Source organism: Barnesiella sp. An22 (assembly GCF_963931395.1).
GTDB lineage: Bacteria > Bacteroidota > Bacteroidia > Bacteroidales > Barnesiellaceae > Barnesiella > Barnesiella merdigallinarum.
The window spans coordinates 237,499-259,236 of record NZ_OZ007014.1 but is presented as its reverse complement, the minus strand read 5'-3'; the positions used below and the strand labels follow the sequence as shown (position 1 = coordinate 259,236).

At 53.2% G+C, this 21,738-nt stretch carries 17 protein-coding genes and 1 tRNA gene; 10 read left to right on the top strand and 8 right to left on the bottom strand.

The genetic code is table 11. From position 1 onward, the window contains the following. Positions 1-11: 11 nt before the first annotated feature. On the top strand, positions 12-2,273 hold the full coding sequence (locus tag ABGT88_RS01055) for a putative Ig domain-containing protein (RefSeq protein ID WP_346699931.1): 2,262 nt from the start codon (positions 12-14) through the stop codon (positions 2,271-2,273). A gap of 88 nt (positions 2,274-2,361) precedes the next feature. Next, positions 2,362-3,783: a Gfo/Idh/MocA family oxidoreductase gene (locus tag ABGT88_RS01050; protein WP_346699929.1), complete on the top strand. Its 1,422-nt coding sequence runs from the start codon at positions 2,362-2,364 to the stop codon at positions 3,781-3,783. Between the two features lie 199 nt (positions 3,784-3,982). Here ABGT88_RS01050 and ABGT88_RS01045 read toward each other — a convergent pair. Further along, positions 3,983-4,056 (bottom strand) — tRNA-Ile (locus ABGT88_RS01045). A gap of 278 nt (positions 4,057-4,334) precedes the next feature. On the opposite strand from ABGT88_RS01045, the gene ABGT88_RS01040 reads away from it, so the two are divergent. After that, positions 4,335-4,970, top strand: a complete 636-nt coding sequence (locus ABGT88_RS01040; protein ID WP_346699927.1) for an HAD family phosphatase — start codon at positions 4,335-4,337, stop codon at positions 4,968-4,970. After that, on the top strand, positions 4,967-5,890 hold the full coding sequence (gene ribF / locus ABGT88_RS01035) for a riboflavin biosynthesis protein RibF (protein ID WP_087407823.1): 924 nt from the start codon (positions 4,967-4,969) through the stop codon (positions 5,888-5,890). Before ABGT88_RS01040 ends, ribF begins: the two co-directional genes overlap by 4 nt. 6 nt (positions 5,891-5,896) lie before the next feature. Here the strand turns inward: ribF and ABGT88_RS01030 are convergent, their stop codons facing one another. From ABGT88_RS01030 to xerD, 4 genes are all read right to left on the bottom strand, one after another. Then, positions 5,897-6,622 (bottom strand): hypothetical protein, encoded by a 726-nt coding sequence (locus ABGT88_RS01030; protein ID WP_087407824.1) that lies wholly within the window; start codon positions 6,620-6,622, stop codon positions 5,897-5,899. A gap of 12 nt (positions 6,623-6,634) precedes the next feature. After that, a complete protein-coding gene (locus ABGT88_RS01025; protein ID WP_300133196.1) occupies positions 6,635-9,085 on the bottom strand; it encodes a YfhO family protein in 2,451 nt (816 codons plus the stop codon). A 176-nt stretch (positions 9,086-9,261) separates the two neighbouring features. Next, on the bottom strand, positions 9,262-10,944 hold the full coding sequence (locus ABGT88_RS01020) for a tetratricopeptide repeat protein (protein ID WP_346699925.1): 1,683 nt from the start codon (positions 10,942-10,944) through the stop codon (positions 9,262-9,264). A 139-nt stretch (positions 10,945-11,083) separates the two neighbouring features. Then, positions 11,084-12,010 (bottom strand): site-specific tyrosine recombinase XerD, encoded by a 927-nt coding sequence (xerD, locus tag ABGT88_RS01015; protein WP_087407827.1) that lies wholly within the window; start codon positions 12,008-12,010, stop codon positions 11,084-11,086. Positions 12,011-12,321: 311 nt separating this feature from the next. Here xerD and aroQ point away from each other — a divergent pair, with 311 nt between their 5' ends. Genes aroQ through ABGT88_RS00990 form a run of 5 tightly spaced genes read left to right on the top strand, consistent with a single transcriptional unit; the run spans position 12,322 to position 16,501 of the window. Next, the gene (aroQ, locus tag ABGT88_RS01010; RefSeq protein ID WP_258327616.1) at positions 12,322-12,747 is read left to right on the top strand and encodes a type II 3-dehydroquinate dehydratase; all 426 of its coding nucleotides are present in this window, start codon (positions 12,322-12,324) and stop codon (positions 12,745-12,747) included. Between the two features lie 13 nt (positions 12,748-12,760). Further along, positions 12,761-14,227 carry a pyruvate kinase gene (pyk, locus tag ABGT88_RS01005; protein ID WP_087407829.1) on the top strand — a complete coding sequence of 489 codons (1,467 nt, stop codon included), beginning with the start codon at positions 12,761-12,763 and terminating at the stop codon, positions 14,225-14,227. Further along, positions 14,224-14,859 (top strand): O-methyltransferase, encoded by a 636-nt coding sequence (locus ABGT88_RS01000; RefSeq protein WP_087407830.1) that lies wholly within the window; start codon positions 14,224-14,226, stop codon positions 14,857-14,859. Before pyk ends, ABGT88_RS01000 begins: the two co-directional genes overlap by 4 nt. A gap of 55 nt (positions 14,860-14,914) precedes the next feature. Continuing rightward, positions 14,915-15,250 (top strand): 30S ribosome-binding factor RbfA, encoded by a 336-nt coding sequence (gene rbfA / locus ABGT88_RS00995; RefSeq protein ID WP_087407831.1) that lies wholly within the window; start codon positions 14,915-14,917, stop codon positions 15,248-15,250. Positions 15,251-15,259: 9 nt separating this feature from the next. Then, positions 15,260-16,501, top strand: a complete 1,242-nt coding sequence (locus ABGT88_RS00990; protein ID WP_346699922.1) for an ABC transporter permease — start codon at positions 15,260-15,262, stop codon at positions 16,499-16,501. Between the two features lie 121 nt (positions 16,502-16,622). On the opposite strand, the gene ABGT88_RS00985 is transcribed toward ABGT88_RS00990, so the two are convergent. From ABGT88_RS00985 to ABGT88_RS00975, 3 genes are all read right to left on the bottom strand, one after another. Then, the gene (locus ABGT88_RS00985; RefSeq protein WP_087407833.1) at positions 16,623-17,018 is read right to left on the bottom strand and encodes an HIT family protein; all 396 of its coding nucleotides are present in this window, start codon (positions 17,016-17,018) and stop codon (positions 16,623-16,625) included. 475 nt (positions 17,019-17,493) lie between these two features. Further along, a complete protein-coding gene (gene greA, locus ABGT88_RS00980) occupies positions 17,494-17,964 on the bottom strand; it encodes a transcription elongation factor GreA (protein WP_087407834.1) in 471 nt (156 codons plus the stop codon). A gap of 169 nt (positions 17,965-18,133) precedes the next feature. Further along, on the bottom strand, positions 18,134-19,276 hold the full coding sequence (locus ABGT88_RS00975) for a redoxin domain-containing protein (RefSeq protein ID WP_300133186.1): 1,143 nt from the start codon (positions 19,274-19,276) through the stop codon (positions 18,134-18,136). 268 nt (positions 19,277-19,544) lie between these two features. Between ABGT88_RS00975 and pnp the strand changes: the two genes are divergently transcribed. Beyond that, the gene (gene pnp / locus ABGT88_RS00970) at positions 19,545-21,710 is read left to right on the top strand and encodes a polyribonucleotide nucleotidyltransferase (RefSeq protein ID WP_087407836.1); all 2,166 of its coding nucleotides are present in this window, start codon (positions 19,545-19,547) and stop codon (positions 21,708-21,710) included. The last annotated feature ends 28 nt before the right edge of the window (positions 21,711-21,738 follow it).

Below are 21,738 nucleotides of genomic sequence, written 5' to 3'. Positions count from 1 at the left end.
AACATGGAGTTATGAAACTAAGAAAAATTTACATCGGAGCAGGAATTATATTGCTTCCCTTATTTTGTGTAGGAGAAGCTATGGCCAAAGATGCCAAGTTTGAAACGGCGGCTTCGTATGGTAGTACGGGGGCCGACGAGCCGTACAGTTCGTTGACCGATGCCGACGGCAACTATTATATTTCGGGCATTTGCCGGGGTAATGTCGAGTTTACCAATGGTACGATGGTAAAAGGCCGTGGCGGTATGGACGCTATTCTTGTGAAATATGATGCCGAACTGAATTTCCAGTGGGCTCGAGTAGTCGGTGGTACGAAAGACGATTCGTTTGAGCGCATTGCGGTTACCTCGGGTGGCGACATTGTGGCCGTGGGCAAAATTGCGGGCGACGTAACTATCGATGGCACCGACCAGACCTGGAGTGCTACTCAGTCGACCGATGCCTGCATTGTAGTCTATGGTAAAGACGGAACCTATAAAAACTCGGCCGTGATAAAAGGTACGGGAGCTTCTCTGTGTAACTCGGTTGCTACCGACAGCGAAGGCCTTATCTACGTGACGGGTTCGACCATAGGACAGACCGATTTCGGAAACGGAAAGAGCGTGACTATTGGTGGAACTGATACCGGCACCTTTTTGGCATGCTACAACAGTTCGCTGGAATGCCAGTGGGCTATTGCAGGCTTTGGCCCCAAATATTCTTATGGCTGGGACGTGAAACTGGATAAAGACGAGAATATCCTGCTTACCGGCCGTTTTGGTTCTTCGTTTACCCTCACCGGTACCGATGGGGAGTCTATTACAACCGACATAGGCGGTGAGTCTACCCAGGATACTTATGTGGCCAAACTCTCTCACGAGGGTGTGGGACAGTGGATTACCCATGTAAAGAACTCCAACCGTATCGATACTCGCTCAATCGATTCCGACTCTCAAGGGAATGTTTATATCTGGGGGCACTGCCAATCGGCTGTTACTCCTGAGGGACAACCGGCTCTCGGGTTCAATGGAAATTTCGATTCGTTCCTGATTAAGTATTCACCTGCGGGAGCCTATCTGGACGGTATGAACCTGGGTGGAAGCGGTCGCGACGAGTCAAAGGCTCTGTTCATCGACAAGAACGACGATGTGTATGTGGCCGGTAATATAAATGGCGATGGTTCCAAAGGCGGAACGGCCGTGAACATGAATCCCCGCGGCGAGTCTAAGGAGTATACTTCCAAAGGCCATGATGGTTACTTTGCTAAATATGACGGTGAAACTTGGGAACTGGTACAACTTGAAAAGACCATTACTCCCGATAACGCCAACCAGCACGAGATAGCCTGGTGCGTAACCATGTCGCCCGATTGTGATAAAGTCTATGTGACAGGTCATCACAATAACGGCTCTACGGTCTTCGATGGTGTAGACCTCACGCTTCCTTTTGTAGGCGATTATGATGTGTACACGGTGTTGTATTCCTATGTACTGATGGTGAAGACCAAGACTCTCGAAGCAGGAGTCGTTGGTGAGCCCTATTACAGCAATATCGTTGTCGACAATACCGAAGGTGCTGTGTCGTTTGAGATTACCGAGGGTGCACTCCCCGATGGACTTTCGTTGAGCGACGACGGGGCTATCTCGGGAACTCCTACCAAGAATGGTTCGTTCACGTTTACGCTTCAGGTATCGGACGAAGCATCGTCTATTCAGAAAGAGTACACGCTGGTTATCAAGTCGGGTGAAGGCTGCGATGTGTTTATCGTGACCGACCATTGTCCCGATGCCTATATAGGCTATCCCTATTCGCTCCAACTCGAGATAGAGGGCGAGGGTATTACATGTGCGCTTACTGGTGGGGCCTTGCCCGATGGCCTTACCTTGTCGCCCGAAGGACTTATTTCGGGAACTCCTTCCGAGTCGAATGAAGAGGGTATTTACAGCTTTACGGTGAAAGCTACCGGTGCGTCGGGTTGCGACGATGAACTGGAACTGCAAATGATACTTTCCAACGACGATCCCAGTAGCATAGAGGGTATAAGCGCCGATTCATTCCAGTTATATCCCACAGTGGCTTATGGCGAAATAACCATGAAGGCCAGCTTCGGTAAGAGCGTACGGGCTCAAGTCAACATTGTGACTCCGTTGGGTACCAGCGTATGGAGCAAGGCATTCTATGGCGATGTAATCGACGAGGCTATCTCGACAGTCGATATGCCTGAAGGTGTTTATTATCTGGTATTGTCGACCGACGAAGGTCGATTGACCAAACCTTTTATCGTGAAGAAGTAGTAGTAAATTGGTTTTCTAACGACGGACCCCGGTATCTTCTTTTAGTCCGGGATATCGGGGCCGTCGCTTATTTTTGTAGTGTTAGAACATGAAAAGAAGTGAATTTTTAAGGCTGATGGGAGCAACGACTGTTGCTGCCGCTCTATCCGATTTCAAGGCCATATCGCAGACTGTAGAGTCGTTGAATGGCTCGGCCACAGCCGGTTCGGACGATTTGGCCAAACTGCTTGAATCGGATTTGGAGAGCCAGGAAGCCGTGGTCGACAAGCCGGTAACGGCGATTGTCATTGGGGCTGGTGCCCGTGGTCGCACGTATGCCAGCTACTCCGAGCATTATCCCAAATCGCTCAAGATTGTGGGTGTTGCCGATATAAATCGGGAGCGACAGGAGTATATGAAGAATCTGTACCAGATACCCGATGAAAATTGCTTTGACGATTGGAGTGAAGTGTTCAGTCGGCCAAAGTTTGCCGATGCCGTGATTATCGCAACCCCCGATAACCTGCACTATGCACCGGCTTTGAAAGCTATGGCCGCAGGCTATGACCTGCTGCTCGAGAAACCGGTAGCCCAGTCGATCAAAGAGTGCAACGACATTTTGAAATATGCCAAGCGTTACAATCGTATCGTGGGCATCTGCCATGTCTTGCGATATGCCCCCTATTTCATCGCTTTGAAAAAGGTGTTGGATGCCGGAACAATCGGCGATTTGGTGAGCATACAGCACATGGAGTGTATCCGTTACTATCACATGGCCCACTCGTATGTACGGGGAAATTGGAAAAGTTCGAAAGATACCACCCCTATCATTATTGCCAAATCGTGCCACGATATGGATATGATGCGATGGCTGGTCAACAAACCGTGCAAGTCGGTGTCGGCTTATGGCGGATTGAAACTGTTCAAGCGGGAGAATGCTCCCGAAGGTTCTACCGCTCGATGCCTCGACTGCCCGGTAGAATCGAAATGCCCCTATTCCGCAAAAAAAATCTATCTGGAACAACGCCAATTCCTGTATGTTTTCGATATACCCGACAATGATTGTCACAACAAGAAATACGACAGTCTTATTCTCGAGAAATTGAGGACTTCGGAATATGGACAATGTGTCTACCGCTGCGACAATGATCAGTGCGACCATTTCGTGGCTTCTCTCGAGTTCGACGGCAACATAACCGGCGCCTTCTCGATGGAGGCATTCACGGCAACCGGTGGTCGTCTGACCCGCATTATGGGAACAAAAGGATGGATCGAGGGTGATATGAAGAAGTTTACCGTTACCGATTTTCTCACCCGTAAACAACTGGTATGGAATAAGGATATTTCTTCCTTGCCGGGATACGAAGGCCATGCCGGCGGCGATTTCGGTATTGTGAAAGACTTTGTGCTGGCCGTAGCCAATCGCGATGCGTCTTATCTAACCAGTACAATCGACCTCTCTATCGAGAGCCATGTCATGGGATTCTTGGCTGAAAAAAGCCGGGTACTCAAGAAACGGATAGATATGTAACGACAAAACATGTTTTTCTCATACACGTGAAGTAGAGCTCAACCATGAGAATTGAGTTTTCGAAAGATAGATAAGTGATACCGGGCCGGGAACATTGCGACAATGCTCCCGGCCTATTTTTTGAGAGCGTATCGAAACGAGGCAAAATAAAAAAGGCGAAACTCTGCGGGAGCTTCGCCTGATAGATTTTCTGAAGTTGTGGTCCCACTTGGGCTTGAACCAAGGACCCCCTGATTATGAGTCAGATGCTCTAACCAACTGAGCTATAGGACCGGCACGGATATTTCCGTAAGCGAGTGCAAAGATAGCGGTTTTCATAGAAAGCCACAAATATTTTGCCGTTTTTTCTCGAAAATATCGCGACGATAGAGTCCGGGCAGAGTTCAACGACAGATATTGCGGCTGAGTCGAGGATTGCCGACGGCTGCCTATCGTGCAATCGAAGCGGCCAGGGCCTTCCGGCAACAGGCCCGGATGTACTAAATTCTCTTTACAAATACCCGATAGCTGCACAAAATTCGCTACTTTTGCATCACTTAACTTGTAGAGCTATGGAGGCTTCATTGACGGGTATTCACAATTTGCTTTTCGACTTGGGCGGGGTGATTATCGACCTCGACCAACAGCAGTGCGTCGATGCGCTGGCGGCGCTGGGCGACACGCAGGCGGCCAACATGCTGGGGCTGTATGGCCAGCAGGGCGAGTTTATGAAACTGGAGGCCGGCGAAATATCGGCGGCCGATTTCCTGGCTTACATGCACCGTCGCATCGGTCGTGACGGGGTGTCGGACCGCGACATCGTCGATGCCATCAACGCGTTTCTCGTAGGTATCCCCGTCGAGCGTCTGCAGTTGTTGCGCCGGTTGCGCAGCCACTACCGGGTGATGATGCTGAGTAACACCAATCCCATCATGTTCGACACGAAGATTGCCGACTGTTTTGCCCAAGAGGGGCTGACGGTGGAGGATTATTTCGACGACATCTACCTCTCTTACCGGCTGAAAGCTTGCAAACCGAATGCCGAGATTTTCGAGAAGGTGATTGCCTCGTCGCACATCGTGCTGCAGGAGACGCTCTTCTTCGACGACTCGCAAAAGAACCTCGATGCCGCCGCTGCTCTCGGATTCAAGACTCATCTCGTAACGCCCGACTGCGGCATTATCGACTTTTTCAACTCTCGCCCATGACCACCCGACCGACCGACATAGCTCCGAACCAACCGCTGTTTGCTACGCTGGGCGTATTCGACGGTGTGCACCGCGGCCACCGGGCCGTGATTGCCCGGGTCGAGGCCGAAGCGGCTGCACGTCGACTGGCATCGGCCGTGATTTCGTTTCGCACGCACCCGCAACAGGTGTTGCACCCCGAGGTGCCGTTTCGCCTGCTCACTTCGCCCGACGAACGCGAGGCGTTGCTGCGGCAAACGGGTGTCGACCGCGTGATTTTTCTCGACTTTACCCGCGAGATGTCCATGCTCTCGGCCTTCGACTTCCTTCGGGTGCTGTCGTCGCAGTACCGGGTCAAGGGGCTGATTATCGGCTACGACCATCGATTCGGTCACAATCGGGCCGAGGGATTCGACGACTATGTGAAATATGGCAAGGAGCTGGGGATGGAGATTCTACACGCCGAGGAGCTGGTGACCGACGCCGGGCCGGTGAGCTCGTCGATCATTCGCAAGCTGCTGTTGCAGGGCGACCTGGCCACAGCCAACCACCTGCTGTCATACCCCTATACGCTTCACGGGCATGTGGTGAACGGTTTTCATGTGGGGCGCGAGCTGGGATTCCCCACGGCCAATATCGACATCGACTACCCCGATAAGCTGATTCCGGCAAACGGGGTATATGCCGTGCGGATTGTACGGGCCGACGGACATCGCTACGGCGGCATGCTCAACATCGGCAACCGCCCTACCCTGAACCGCCCCAACGACTACTGTATCGAGGCCAATATCTTCGACTTCGCAGGCAATCTCTATGGCGAGGCTTTAGCGGTGGAGCTGGTGCAGTATATACGCCCCGAACAGACGTTTGCCCACATCGAGGCACTGCAGGCCCAACTGGTAGCCGACGAGGCCGCCATCCGCAAAATTCTGGCCGAATAGGCCCCCTTACAACGATACCTGATAATCCTGTTTGTTCAGTTTGGGATTGCAGCAGACAAACCCCACATTTTTCATGTCGACCGTCACGCGCACCCGCTCGTCCTTGAGGAGCGACTCCCACCACTCTTTCACCGCACTATTCCGGCGAATGCCGTCGATTATCAATATCGAAGGCTTGTCGAGCGCCGGGTCGAGCAACCGGGGCAACGCCCGATACTGAGCCTTGGGCAGACGATTGACCACGATATAGAAACCCTCGTGCTCACCGGCCAGATAATCGGGGAGTGCAATGGCATGAGGTTCCCGCACAAATTCGGCCTGCTCGCCGGCCTCGGCAAAGAGCTGTTCGGCAAAACTGCCAATCTCGGCATTCGGCTCGACTATCGTCAGACGTGCCGAACGCTCGGCCAGCCGCAAATAGAGCGACGAGATGCCCCACGAAGAGCCTATCTCGAGAATGTCGTCGGGCCGGAAGAAGTTGGTCAGCCGAAAAAAGAGACGCCCCCGGCTCTTGGAGATGAGCCGTCGCTGCCGTTTCTGCCGCCGCTGAAGGGCATCAATGACACGAGCACGAGCTATTGCCTCTACATCGTCGTAGGCATAATAACGGGCCTTCTCGCGTATCACCTTCGTGATGAGACGAAAGGCAAAGGGCGAGTGGATACCGAAGCCCCAGGCTTGACGCATGCGGCTCATCGGCGAGGTATACTCCTTCCAGAACTTCTTCTGCATAGACTACGGCCTTTAGGCTTGCGGGACCGATTTACGACGACGCCAATAGACTACCCCCGTGCCCACAAAGCCGGCCAGGATGAGGAAGAGCGACACATAGGCAATGGCTTCGGTCGTATGTACCGAGGGCGGGTCGAACCGGAATATCACTTCGTGTTCGCCGGCCGGCAGATTGACAGCCCGCAACACGTAGTTTACACGCGCCATATCGATGGGTTTCCCGTCGACAGTCACCTGCCAGCCCCAAGGGAAATAAATCTCGGAGAAGACCGCTAAACCGCCTTGTTGCGAACGGTAGCGATAGGTAAGCTCGTCGGGCTTGTAGGCAGTCTCGTAGATGGTGTCGCCGGCTGCGGGGGGAACCACCTTGTCGCCAATCTCCCGGGCAAAGCGGCGATCGGCCACCGCCGTGTGCGACGGGTCGAAGTCGGTAATGGCTGCCATCTCGGCATCGGCATTGTCGACCCACTCGACCTCCGATACAAACCAGGCGTTGCCCAGCGCTCCGGGGTTGCGCACGACGGTCTCGCGCCCATCCTCGAGCGGCTGTATGATGTAGCGGGTATTGAGCATGTTCAGTACCACCATGTTGCCATTGACGAGCTGACGGTCTATCAGGTCTTGATAGCGGCGCAATTTGGCGGCGTGGTAGCCGCCGACCGACTTGTGGTAATACGACGTGCGGGGCTCGTTGAAACTGGCTGCCAGCGTCTCGCCGGCCGCCGCATTGAGCACCCGGTAGTTCATGTCCTTGTCTTGCAGGATATAGCGGTCGGCATCGGTCATGGGGAAGGGATTGGTCTTGCGGGCCGGTGTCACGAAGTTGTCGCTGTTGAGATAGCGCTTGTTGACCGGATACATATCGCCTACCAGAATCACCGCCAGGGCCACCATGGCCACGGTAGCACTCACCTTCTTCCGATTGAGCAGCCACAGCACGGCAAAGCCCAGCACCACGATGATGAACGATCGCCAGGCATCGGCCGTGAAGATAGCCTTGCGGGCTTCGGCCACACCGGCAAAGAGTTCGGCATAACCGGGTTGACCGGCGGCTTCGCGCTCATAGTCTTTCAAGAAGGTATCGAAGAGGCCAGGGGCCAGAGCCGCCAGCAGAGCGATACCGGCCACAATGCCGCCGCTCAGGTAGAACCACCGTTTCTCACGCGAGAGTATCGACGGGTCGTCGAATATCTTTTTCAGCGCCAGCACGGCCAGCAGCGGCATGCAGAACTCGGCCACCACCAAGATGCTCGACACCGTACGGAATCGGTTGTACATGGGGAAGTAATCGATAAACCAGTCGGTGAGCCACATCATGTTCTTACCCCACGAGAGCATGACGGTCAGAATCGTCACCACCAGCAAGGCCCACTTGAGCGGCGTGCGCACGATGAAGCAACCCAGCACGAAGAGGAAGAAGATGAGGGCACCCACATAGACCGGTCCCGAGGTAAAGGGCTGGTCGCCCCAGTAACGATCGAGTTGCGACAGGTAGGGACGAATCTCGGGATTGGCCGCCTTCACCGCCCGCTCGCTCTCAGAGAGCGGACCGCTGGCACCACCCTTGCTGTCGGGAATCAGGAGGGTGAGAGTCTCCATCTTGCCGTAGCTCCACTGGGTGATATACTCTTTGTCCAGACCGCTTCCGGCCGGTTTGGCCACCTTGTCGCCATCGGGCGAAGAGAGCTCGGTATGGCCTCCACGCATCGACTCTTTGGAATATTTGTAGGTGTGATACAGATTCGAAGCATTGGCTCCCACGGCCAGCACGGCAGCTACCAGCAACACGCCGGTGGCCTTGAAAAAGCGCGGCATGGTGTGCGAGCGGTAGTGCTCCACGCCATAGGCAACGACTACGGCACAGATGACAAAGAGGAAGTAGTAGGACATCTGCACGTGGTTCGACATGATTTGCAACGCGCCGAAGAGTGCCGCCAGGGCTCCACCCAACAGATAGCGCCCCCGATAGGCCAGAATGATGCCGGCAATCGTAGGGGGAATGTAGGCGAGCGTGATGAACTTCCAGATATGGCCCGCCGCAATAATGATGAAGAAGTAGGACGAAAAGGCATAAGCCACCGCACCGAAGGCCGCCAGATACCACCGCACGTTGAGCGTGAGCAGCAGAATATAGAAGCCCAGCATCATGATGAAGACCAGCGACACGGGCGATACCAGCCACAGGTTATAGACGTGCTGCAACCCCTTCAGCGGAGCGTTGCTCGAGTAGGTGGGTGCAATCTGGAAGGTAGGCATACCTGAGAATACCGAGCCGGTCCAGCGAGGCATTTCGCCCGTTTGCTCGGCGTAGGTCTTGGCTTCGTGGCCTATGGCCAACCCCTGCTGGGTATCGTGTTGGAACAGAATCTTGCCTTCGACAACGTCGGGCGAGAAATAGATAAACGACAAGACGACAAACAACAGGACCGGCAAGAGGGCCCAAAGGTTCTTATGACTTTTCATTGTTACGAATCTGTATTTTTTTTGCAAATGTACAAGTTTAACCGTAATTATCACGCTCCCAGGCGAACAAACTGAAACAAAAACCCTCTTTCAGGCAACTTTGCCTTTCGGAGAAAAAAGAGGGCCGGGGTTGCACATGCAACCTCGGCCCTATGATGGTCTATTTATCTGCTAACTTATTTTACAAGCGAAGTGATGTCGAATTTGGCAAATTCAAGATCGGTAGCAGCTTGTTGAGCTTTTGCAGAATCCATGCTGATAGCTTTCTTCAGGTTCGAAACAACCATTTGTTCGTTGTTGGTACGAGCACCCAGAACAGCCATCAGGTAGTACGTGTTGGCATTGGGAGTTTCAACACCGGCCAGCGTAGCTTTAGCCTTGCTGTAATCTTTTACCAAGATTTGAGCCAGAGCGGCGTTGTTCGATTTAACATCGCCAAATGCTTTTACGGCTGCGTTGTAGTCGCCTTTCTTCATGTAGAATACACCCAGAGCTTCGTTGAGTTCCTCAACACCGGCCGATTTGCCAAAGGCTTGTTCGGCGGCAGCGTAATCGCTGTTCGAGAGAGCGATCAAACCTTGGTTCATAGCCACCTCGGGAGTATTGGGAGCGATGCGGGCAGCCTTGTCGAAGTTAGCTTTGGCAGCAGCGAGGTCGCCTTCTTCGTATTGAACCATACCCAAGTTGTTGTAACCACGGTAGTCGTTCGGATAGATTTCAATCACTTTCGTATAGATGGCAGCTTTCTCTTTGTTGGTCTTAACCAGCGTAGCAGCGTAGAGCAGTTCGTCAACCGAGAGAGAGTCGGGAGCTTCGTTAGCCAGTTTCGAGATTTCCTCGTCCGATTTACCGATTACGTTCACCGAAGCCGTGATTCTCGAATAACGCAGTTGCGGGAGGATCTCCTCGGCCAATACTTTGAATACCGACGACATGTTCTTGATTTCACGTTCGCGTTGTTCGGGGTCGGAGTACATCGAAAGTACGTTCAGGATGAGCTCTTTGTCTTGGATGTTCGATTTCGAAACCAGTTCTTGGAAACCTTCCCAGTCTTGAGCCGTAAATTCGGCAGTCATGTCGGCTTCAACTTTGTCTTTCTTCAAGCTCTTCTTCATGTAGTTAACCGTATTCTTCTCACGGTTCTCGGCCAGCGTGGTATTCAGTTTCACACCACCATCAGGCGAAGCGTAAGACGAAATGTTGATGTTGGTCAACTCTTTGTTGGGAGCCTCGGCAGCAGCGTTGATTTCGTTGTGGAGAGCTTTCATCTCTTCCGATTTCAGTTGCTCGGCACGCAGGTTGGCCTGTTGGATGAGGAACATGATGTCGGCCGAATAGGTCTCTTTGATAATACGTTGGAACTTGTCGGGCGTGATAGCGGGGTTCACCTCTTGAGCGTTGGCGATTTCGGCCGTAGAAACGACACCCTCGGCAACCGTTACACGAGGCAATTCATACGTTTTGTTACCTCTTTGAACTTTGAAAGCCAGTTGCAGTTCCGATTTACGCATCTCGGGAATGTATTTGAAGTTTACAGGCATGGAAACAACACCACCCATTTTGTACGAAATGGCTTGGTCGTTACCTTCTACCTTTTCCCCTTGATAAACAAACGGAGTACCGGCAGTTTCACCCTCGGCGTAAACCAGGTAGGGAGTTACTGTAACTACCGATTTCTTATCGAAATACTTTTCAGGGAAAGTTCCCGTAATGGTTGCAGGAACCTGGCCACCTACTACTTCAAGAGGAGAAGGGGTCACCGTAAAATAATCGGCCGATAACGGCTTCATGTCTTTGTTACACCCTACAAATGCCAATGTCATGAGAAGCATTAGGGGAAGATAGATTTTCTTAATCATAATAATAATTGTTTGGTTACACTTATTTTTGAAATATTTCCTTTCCTATTTTGAAGAACAGAATTAGTGCATTTCATATTTAAAGGCAAAAATAAACAAAAATAGAACACTCTCACTATTTTTATACAATTTTTTTTCTCTAACCCCCTTTATTGGGGGCTTTCCGCTGGTTTCGGGGATGATATTGCAAGATTTCCTGCCGCAGGAACTGCCTGTCGAGGTGGGTATATATCTCGGTGGTGGTGATGCTCTCGTGCCCCAACATCTGTTGAATGGCCCGCAGGTTGGCCCCCCCCTCGAGCAGGTGGGTGGCAAAGGTATGACGCAGCGTGTGGGGGCTCACCTGCTTGCGAATGCCACACCGCTCGCAGGCCCGTTTCACAATATAGTAGACCATCACCCGGGTAAGCTTCGCCCCCCGCCGGTTCAAAAACAGAATATCCTCGCTGCCCCGCTTGATGTCGAGCTCCCGCCGGTCTTCCAGATAGAGGTTTATCTCGCGTATCGCGTTCTGCGAGATGGGAACGAGGCGACGCTTCTCGCCCTTGCCCTCGACAATGATATAACCGTCGGTCAAATAGAGGTCGGAGATACGCAGCCCCACCAGCTCCGACACCCGCAACCCGCAACCATAGAGGGTCTCGATGATGGCTCGGTTGCGACGGTCCTCGGGTTGCGACAGGTCGAACGACTCGACCATACGGTCTACCTCATCGACCGTGAGCACATCGGGCAACTTCACCCCCAGCTTCGGACTCTCGATCAACTCCGAAGGGTCGTTCTCGATGAGCTTCTCCAACTTCAGGAAACCGAAAAACGACTTGATTCCCGAGATGATGCGAGCCTGCGACCGGGCTCCGATGCCCAGGTCTTGCAACGTGCATACAAACCGGTGCAGGTCGTCGCCGGTAACCTGACTCCAATCGAGATTCTCGGTCTGAATAAAATCCACAAGCTTCTCGACATCGCATTGATAGCCCTCTACCGTATTGGTGGAAAGCCCTCGTTCCAACTTCAAATAGCGCCCAAAACGCTTCAACAAATTATCTGCATCGACTTTTGGCATACTCTTTTTATCCGATATATCATTTTTTTCCGTAATTTTGCCCTATCTTAGGGAGAATATCCCGGAGCATCGGCTTTCAGGGCAAAGATAGTGAAAGGCGAGTGCAGAAAAATCAAACTCGTTTGAGTTTTTTTGCCGAGCCGCATCCTGTCTTATCTAAAGATAGTGAAAGGCGAGTGCAGAGACAACTGAAAACAAAACTTTCAAATTGGACTATGCCGAGCCGTATCCTATCGCATCGAATCTAAATAGACAAAAAGGCCGGAGGGACAATCGGCAGAGAGACTCTCCGTACAAAAAAGATTGTTATTATGGATATACTCATTATCAACGGGCCCAACCTCAACTTGTTGGGCAAACGGGAAAAGAGCATTTACGGGGAAAAAAGTTTCGACGACTTTCTCGGCGAGTTGCAACAGCGCTATGCCGACCACCGCATCGGCTATTTCCAGTCCAATATCGAGGGCGAACTCATCGACAAGATTCAAGAGGCGGGGTTCTCTTGCGACGGCATCGTGCTCAATGCCGGAGCCTACACCCACACCTCCATCGCCTTGAGCGATGCCATACGTGCCGTACCGGCCCCCGTGGTCGAGGTACACATCTCCAATATCCACGCCCGCGAGGAGTACCGCCACAAATCCATGATAGCGGCAGCCGTTGCCGGCTCGATTATCGGGTTCGGACTCGACTCGTACCGACTTGCCATCGAGGCTTTGATTGAAAAAAAACGATAAACCCCTTTCACCTATGTCCAAATACACGAAAATAGTAGCGACCATATCCGACTCGCGCTGCGATGTCGACTTCATCAAACAACTCTACGACAACGGCATGAATGTCGTTCGTATGAACTCGGCCCACCTGCAGGAAGAGGGATTCCGCAAAATCATCGACAACGTGCGCGCCGTCTCCAACAAAATAGCCATCCTGATGGATACCAAGGGCCCCGAGGTGCGCACCACCGCACTGGCCGACGGTAACAATCTGTCGTTTGTCACGGGCGACTTCGTGCGCATTACCGGCCGCGAGGGGACCCTCACCGGCCACGGATACATCGGGGTAAGCTACCCCAACTTTGCCCAAGACCTGGAGGTGGGCAGCCACATCCTCATCGACGACGGCGAACTCGAGTTCATCGTACGCGGCAAAGAGAACGACGAACTGCTGTGCGAGTCGCTCAACAACGGCGAACTGGGAGCCCGCAAGAGTGTCAACGTGCCGGGCGTGCGCATCAACCTCCCCTCGCTCACCGAGCGCGACATCCGCAACATCCGCTATGCCATCAAGCAGGAAATCGACTTCATTGCCCACTCGTTCGTGCGCAGCAAACAGGATGTACTCGACATTCAGGCCATTCTCGACGAGTATAAGAGCCCGATCAAGATTATCGCCAAAATCGAAAACCAGGAGGGTGTGGACAACATCGACGAGATACTCGAGGCCGCATACGGCGTGATGGTAGCCCGCGGCGACCTGGGTATCGAGGTACCCCAGGAGAAGATTCCCGGCATCCAGGCCCGCCTCATCAAGAAGTGCATCCAGGCCAAAAAGCCGGTTATCGTCGCCACCCAGATGCTCCACTCGATGATCAAGAACCCCCGGCCCACCCGTGCCGAGGTAACTGACATAGCCAACGCCATCTACCAGCACACCGACGCCCTCATGCTCAGCGGCGAGACGGCCTACGGCAAATATCCCGTCGAGGCGGTAGCCACCATGGCCCGCGTAGCCGAGGAGGCCGAAAACAACAAGCTCACCGAGAGCAACATCCGGGTCATTTCGTCGGCCGACGAACCCGACGTCACCTCGTTCCTGGCCAAACAGGCGGTAAAGACCTTCAACAAACTGGGTACAAAGGCCATCATCACCGACAGCTATACGGGCCGCACCGCCCGCTATGTGGCTGCCTACCGGGGACGCTACCCGGTGCTGGCTCTCTGCTACTACGAGCGCACCATACGGTTGCTGGCTCTCTCTTACGGCGTATTCCCCCTCTATCAGGAGCGCACCCGCACCTCGCGCGAATACCTGTTCAACGGCCTGAACCACCTCATGGAGCTGCACCTCATCGACCGCGACGACCTCATTGCCTACCTGGGCGGAGGATTCGGCGAAGGAAAAGGCACCACATTCCTCGAGATAAACCGGATAAGCGAAGTGCTCGACAACTTCAACCACTATACCTTGCCCAATATCGAAGACGCCGAAGCATGACCCGCGAACTGGAAGAGTACATATTGACCCACATCGACCCCGAGGACGAACTGCTTGCCGCGCTCGACCGGAATACGCACCTGTATCACCTGCGGCCCCGCATGGTGTCGGGCCATCTGCAAGGGCGCATTCTCAAGATGTTCTGTCGCATGATGCGGCCGCACCGCATCCTCGAGCTGGGCACCTTCACCGGCTACTCGGCCCTCTGCCTGGCCGAGGGGTTGTGCGAAGGGGGCGAAGTGCATACCATCGAAATCGACGACGAAATCGAAGACTTCACCCGCAGCTACTTCGACCGCTCGCCCGTAGGCGACCGCATCAAACTGTACATAGGCGACGCCTGCGAGATTGTCCCCTCCCTTGCCGACACCTACGACCTCGTGTTTATCGACGCCAACAAGCGCGACTATCTGAAGTATTACGAGCTGGTGTTGCCCAAGGTGCGGCCGGGGGGTATCATCCTGGCCGACAATACCCTGTGGGACGGCAAGGTGGTGACCGACCCGCACAGCCGCGACGCCCAAACGGTGGGCATCGAACGCTTCAACGACTTCGTCGCCACCGACAACCGGGTAGAGAAGGTGATTCTGCCCCTGCGCGACGGGCTCACCATTTTGTGGAAAAAACCGTAATGCCACACAATCTTTACCCACTCAACTTGGTTATATCTAAAAAAAGGAGCTATATATGGAAACAACACGACAGAACAAAATAAGCCGCCTGCTGCAGAAGGAGCTGAGCGACATTTTTCTGGGCGAAACCCGCAAGACCCACGGCATCATCATCTCGGTGAGCGTGGTACGCGTCAGCCCCGACCTGAGTACGGCCAAAGCCTACCTGAGCATCTTCCCGCCCGAAAAGAGCGCCGAAATGATTGCCAACATCAACGCCAACGCCAAGACCATACGCTACGAACTGTCGCAGCGCGTGCGCTTCCAGTTGCGAAAGACACCCGAACTCTCGTTCTTCCTCGACGACTCGCTCGACTACATCGAGAACATCGACTCGCTGTTGAAAAAATAGCGTATACCGATGAGTCGGCTCTCCCGCAAAATTGCCTGGCGCTACCTCTTCTCCAAGAAGTCGCACAGCGCCATCAATGCCATATCGATCGTATCGGTGTGCGGGGTGGCCATTACCACGCTGGCACTCATCTGCACCCTGTCGGTCTACAACGGATTCACGCAGCTGATCGGGTCGCTCTACTCGCAGATAGACCCGCAAATCAAGATTACTCCGCGTGAGGGGAAAACGCTCGATACCGAGGCTCCCGAGCTGAAACAGATAGCCTCATGGCCCGAGGTGGCCATCGTCTCGCCCGTCATCGAGGAGAATGCCCTGTGCCAATACAAGGACCGCCAGCAACCGGTGCTGGTAAAAGGGGTTCCCGACAACTATACCCAGCTGTCGCACATCGAGGAGCTTATCACCAGCGGCACCTTCATGCTCAACGACGGGCGAGTCGACTATGTATCGCTGGGCATAGGCATTGCCGCCCAACTGGGTATCGCCACCAACACCCCCTACCCCGTAGAGCTCTATGCTCCCAACCGGCTGGGACGGGTCAATCTGGCCAACCCGGCACAATCGTTCAACAGCAGGCGTTTCTTCGTGGCCGGCGTCTTCTGCTCCAACCAGGCCATCTACGACGACCAACTGGTGATTCTGCCCCTGGCCACCGCCCGCGAGATGTTCAGCTACACCACCGAGGCAACCGCCATCGAGCTGCACCTCGCTCCCGACTACACCGAGCATGCCGTGGCCCAGAAGCTGAAAGAGACTTTGGGCGACTCGTACCGCGTGGCGACCCACATCGAGCAGAACGACTGGTACAAGTGGGTACAGATTGAGAAGTGGATTACCTTCCTCATCCTCTCGTTTATCCTGATGATTGCCACCTTCAACGTAATAGGCGCCCTCTCGATGCTCATCATCGACAAGAAACGCGACATCGACACCCTGCAGAAACTGGGAGCCGACGACCGACTCATCTCGCGCATATTCCTGGCCGAGGGGTGGCTCATCTCGGCCATCGGGGCCGGTTCGGGCCTCATTCTGGGGGTGATACTCTGCTACCTGCAACAGGAGTACGGATTGCTGAAGCTGGGCAGTACCGAGGGCATGTTCATCACCGATGCCTATCCCGTGCGGCTCGAACTGTTCGACACGCTGGCCGTCACCGCCATCGTCCTCATCCTGGGCTTCGTTACCGCCTGGTATCCTGCCAAGTTTCTGCGCAAGCGCCTGCTCGCCGAGAAATCAAATAGAGAGTAACCTCTGGCACGCATACCTACCTCTTTAATATATACTATACTTTATCCCATGCCAACATACCAACAGGGCGGCCCAAAACTGTTTTTGAGCCGCCCCGTCGTTATCTTGGTCTATCTCCTCATCACTTCATTTCGCGAGCAATCGCATCGGCAATAGACTGCATTTCGGCAGCGTCGAGCGACAGCTTGTCGCGGAAGAAATTCATATCGGACTCGTGGTTGATAGGCACCAGATGAATGTGCGTATGAGGCACTTCGAGACCCATCACGGCCACACCTACCCGTTTGCAGGGCACGGCCTTCTCGATAGCCCGGGCCACCCGTTTGGCGAAGCGGGTGAGACCTACATAAGCCTCGTCGTCGAGATCGAAGATATAGTCGACCTCCTTTTTCGGAATCACCAGCGTATGCCCTTTGGCTACGGGATTGATGTCGAGGAATGCAAAATAATTCTCGTCCTCGGCTACTTTGTAGCACGGAATTTCACCGGCTACAATACGACTGAAAATGGTTGCCATGGTTTCTTGTTTTTTAGTTGTTACAAAGATAGTGAAAGGTGAGAGTAGAGGCAAAGGAAAACGCAGTTTTCAACTTTGACTATGCCGAACCGACTCCTATCTTATTCAAAGATAGTGAAAGGTGAGAGTAGAGGCAAAGGAAAACGCAGCTTTCAACTTTGACTCTGCCGAACCGACTCCTATCTTATTCAAAGATAGTGAAAGGTGGGAGTAGAGGCAAAGGAAAACGCAGCTTTCAACTTTGACTCTGCCGAACCGACTCCTATCTTATTCAAAGATAGTGAAAGGTGGGAGCAGAGGCAAAAAGAAAACAAACTTTTCATCTTGAAGTTGTGTCGGAGCTGCTCCTGTCGGCGACAAGATAGGGAAAGGGAACAAAAAAAGCGTTCTCCCACTCTGCAAACTATAGGAGAGAGCGGGAGAACGCCTGTGACAAAAAAGCCGATATGCAACGTGTGCATACCGGCCTATGGGGTTAAATGGAAATATCTACAATCTCGAACGACATCAGGCCCGAAGGAACCTGAATCTCAACGATGTCGCCAACCTGCTTGCCCAGCAGACCTTTGGCGATAGGTGTCGTGGCCGAAATCTTGCCTTCACGCAGATTGGCCTCCGACTCCGACACGATGGTATATTTCATTACCGCGCCATTCTTGACATTCTTGATAGTTACGGTGTTCAAGATTTGCACCGTGTGGGTGTTCAACTTACTCTCGTCGATGAAACGGGCGTTGGCCACGAGATCTTTCAACTGCGAGATTTTCATTTCGAGCATGCCCTGTGCCTCTTTGGCTGCATCATACTCGGCATTTTCCGAGAGGTCACCTTTGTCGCGAGCTTCGCCAATCGCACGAGAGATTTCGGGACGCTTCACATTTTCGAGATAAGCTATCTCTTCCATCAGTTTTTTGTAACCTTCTTCGGTCATGTACGTAATAGCCATAATTTTACTCCTATAGTGTTTATAAATTATTATTCCATATTAAACAAAAAAGAAATCCCGCCGTTAGCCGGGACTCCTTTTTGTGCTTTCACTGTGACAAAGATACGCCCTTTTTTTAATCTTCCAAAAAAAAACGCCGAGAATCGTCAAAAGTTTACTTGTCGGCTCATTAGAGACGCGATTGTATAGCAGCCTCGATTTCACCCACTTTCTCGATGCGTTTCACAATGCCGTCGTTCTTGTCGATGACGAAACAGGTAGGCAAGTTCTTCACATTATAGATAGCGGCGTTGCGCGAATAGACACTCTGCGGATCGCGCACGCACACCCACGGCAGATTGTCGGCAGCTACCTTCCACGACTGTTCGTCGGCATCGAGCGAAACCTGATAGATCTGGAGACCACGGCTCCTGTATTTCTTGTAGAGTTCGGCCAGCTTCATATTGTAAGCCGGGGAATAATCGGTCTGGTAAGCGGTGAAACTGAGAAGCACCACCTTATTGGCTTCCACCTGCTCGCCCAAGGTCTGCTTGCGACCCAACTGGTCATACAGTTCCACGTCGATATACGAGGTAGTCTCTGCCTCGATATTGGCCTCGTTGCTCTGGCGGGCAGCTCGCTCGGCAGCGATGGCTTCCAGTGTCATCTGCTTCAACTGCTTGGCGCGGGGCGACTCGGGATAGTGCATATCGAAACTCGTAGCCACGGCGGCAATCAACTTGCGGTCTTCGGCATTGTAAGGGTCGAATACCCGACTGCCGTTAATCTCCTGGAACACGATATAATAAGCGGCGGCCGATGCCGGATTCTCCAGCACCAGGTTGAGCATCTTCTCCTTGTACTCGGCCAAAGCCTGAATAGCTTGTGCCCGCAAGGTATCGACCTGGTTGCTGTTGGCCGATACAGCTTTGTTGAGTTCATTGATGCGACGTTTCAACTTACCGCTCTCGTCGGTCACGATGCGCATCTTGGTACACTCGTCCGAACCGGTCAGTTCGTAGCCGTCGGCAAAATCGGTAGCCCGGGCCGAGAACGACAGCGTCTCGGTAGAGTCGACGGCAAAATGAACCAGAGCCCCATTCAACCGCAGCTGATAAAACTCGGGATATTGCGGTGCCTCTTGTTTGAATTTGAAAGCGCCCTTGTCGTCGAGAGTCACCGAGTCGAGCGCCACAGGCTGTCCCGTAGCCAGCGATTCGAGGTAAAGCATTTGTCCGTGAGCACCCGTCACGTCGCCTTCGATGGTAAACTGCCGCTTGCTACACGAGGTAACAGCCACGGCTATCGCACATAAAAATATCCACTTTCTCATTGTTTCAGATTTTAAGTTCATGGCCATCTCCCCTTGGAGAAAACCAGTTACAAAGATATGTTTTTTTTCACACATTCCAATGCCTCGGTGCCTCTGTACCAAAAGCAAAATGAAAGAATGCCCCCGCAAAAAACCGCACTATCTGTTCGCCAAACTACTTTTATAGGCGATATTTTTTCATTTTTATTTCATAATCATAGTTTTGCATTCAAACTTTCATTATCTTTGCGTGATTTTGAGAAGAAAAAAATACAGAAAAATCGATTTTATGATTAAACAAGTTATTAAGAAGACCATCGATTTGGGTGATGGAAGGACCATCACCATCGAAACCGGCAAGCTCGCCAAGCAAGCCGATGGGGCCGTAGAAGTACGCATGGGCAACACCATGCTGTTGGCCACGGTATGTTCGGCACAAGAAGCCGGTGAAGGCGTGGATTTCATGCCTTTGCAAGTAGAATACAAAGAGCGTTATTCAGCTTTCGGCCGTTTCCCCGGAGGTTTTACCAAACGTGAGGGCCGAGCTTCAGACTACGAGATACTCACCGCCCGCCTGGTAGACCGCGTACTGCGTCCGTTGTTCCCCGACAACTATCACGCCGACACCTTCGTGAACATCATGCTGTTCTCGACCGATGGCGTAGACATGCCCGATGCCCTGGCCGGTCTGGCCGCATCGGCTGCCCTGGCCGTGTCGGATATTCCCTTCAACGGTCCTATTTCGGAAGTACGGGTTGCCCGCATCGACGGTAAATTCAGAATAAATCCTACCTTCAGCGAACTCGAAAGAGCCGACATGGATTTGATGGTAGGTGCCACTTATGAAAACATCATGATGGTCGAAGGCGAAATGGACGAAGTTTCGGAGGCCGACCTGCTCGAAGCCCTCAAAGCCGCCCATGAAGCCATCAAGGTTCACTGCCTCGTACAGAAAGAGTTGGCCGAGGCCGTGGGTTCGACCGTAAAACGCGAATATTGCCACGAAACCAACGACGAAGATCTGCGCAAAGACGTGTGGGCAAAATGCTACGACAAGGCTTACGCCATTGCCCGCTCGGGTAATGCCGACAAGCACGCCCGCCAAAACGCCTTCGACGCTATCGTCGACGACTATCTGGCCGGTCTGAGCGAAGAAGAGCTCGCCGAAAAGGAACCGCTCGTACGCCGCTACTACCACGATGTAGAGAAAGAGGCCGTACGTCGCTGCATCCTCGACGAAGGCATCCGTCTCGACGGCCGTACCACCACGCAGATTCGCCCCATCTGGTGCGAAGTAGACTACCTGCCGGGTCCTCACGGATCGGCCGTGTTCACCCGTGGTGAGACGCAGGCCCTGGCCACCGTTACCCTCGGTACCAAACTCGACGAGAAGATTCTCGACGACGTGCTCAACCAGGGTCGCGACCGCTTCCTGCTCCACTACAACTTCCCCCCCTTCTCGACCGGCGAAGCTAAAGCCCAACGCGGCGTAGGCCGTCGTGAAATCGGTCACGGCAACCTGGCCAACCGCGCCCTCAAACGCATGATTCCGAAGGATTACCCCTATGTAATCCGTGTCGTATCGGATATTCTCGAGTCGAACGGCTCGTCGTCGATGGCTACCGTTTGTGCCGGTACGCTGGCCCTGATGGATGCCGGTGTACAAATCAAGAAACCGGTTTCGGGTATCGCCATGGGCTTGATTACCGACAAAGACAATGTGAAATATGCCATCCTCTCCGATATTCTCGGTGACGAGGACCACCTCGGCGACATGGACTTCAAGGTGACCGGTACCCGCGACGGTATCACCGCCACCCAGATGGACATCAAGTGCGACGGTCTCTCCTACGAAGTTCTCGAGAAAGCCCTGAACCAGGCTCGCGAGGGTCGTATGCACATCCTCAACATCATCACCGACACCATCGCCGAACCGCGTGCCGACCTCAAGCCGCATGCGCCTCGTCTCGAGACGATGATTATCCCCAAAGAGATGATCGGTGCCGTAATCGGCCCGGGCGGGAAAATCATCCAAAGCATTCAGGAAGCCAGCGGTGCCATCGTTACCATCGACGAAATCGACAACGAGGGCCACATCGAAATCTCGGCAGCCAACCTCGAGTCGATTCAGGATGCCAAACGCCGCATCAAAGCCATCACGGCTCAACCCGAAGAGGGCGAAACCTATACCGGTGTAGTGAAATCGATTCTGCCCTTCGGTGCATTCGTAGAGATTCTCCCCGGCAAAGATGGTCTGCTCCACATCTCGGAAATCAGCTGGGACCGTCTCGAGACGATGGAGACCTCGGGTATCCACGAAGGCGACGAAGTAACGGTGAAACTCATCGAAATCGACAAGAAGACCGGCAAATACCGTCTCTCGATGAAAGCTCTGTTGCCCCGTCCCGAAAGAGCCCCGCGCAACGACCGTCACCGCGACAACAAGAAACAGTAACAGATTCTATCTGTTCCGCCATACGAGC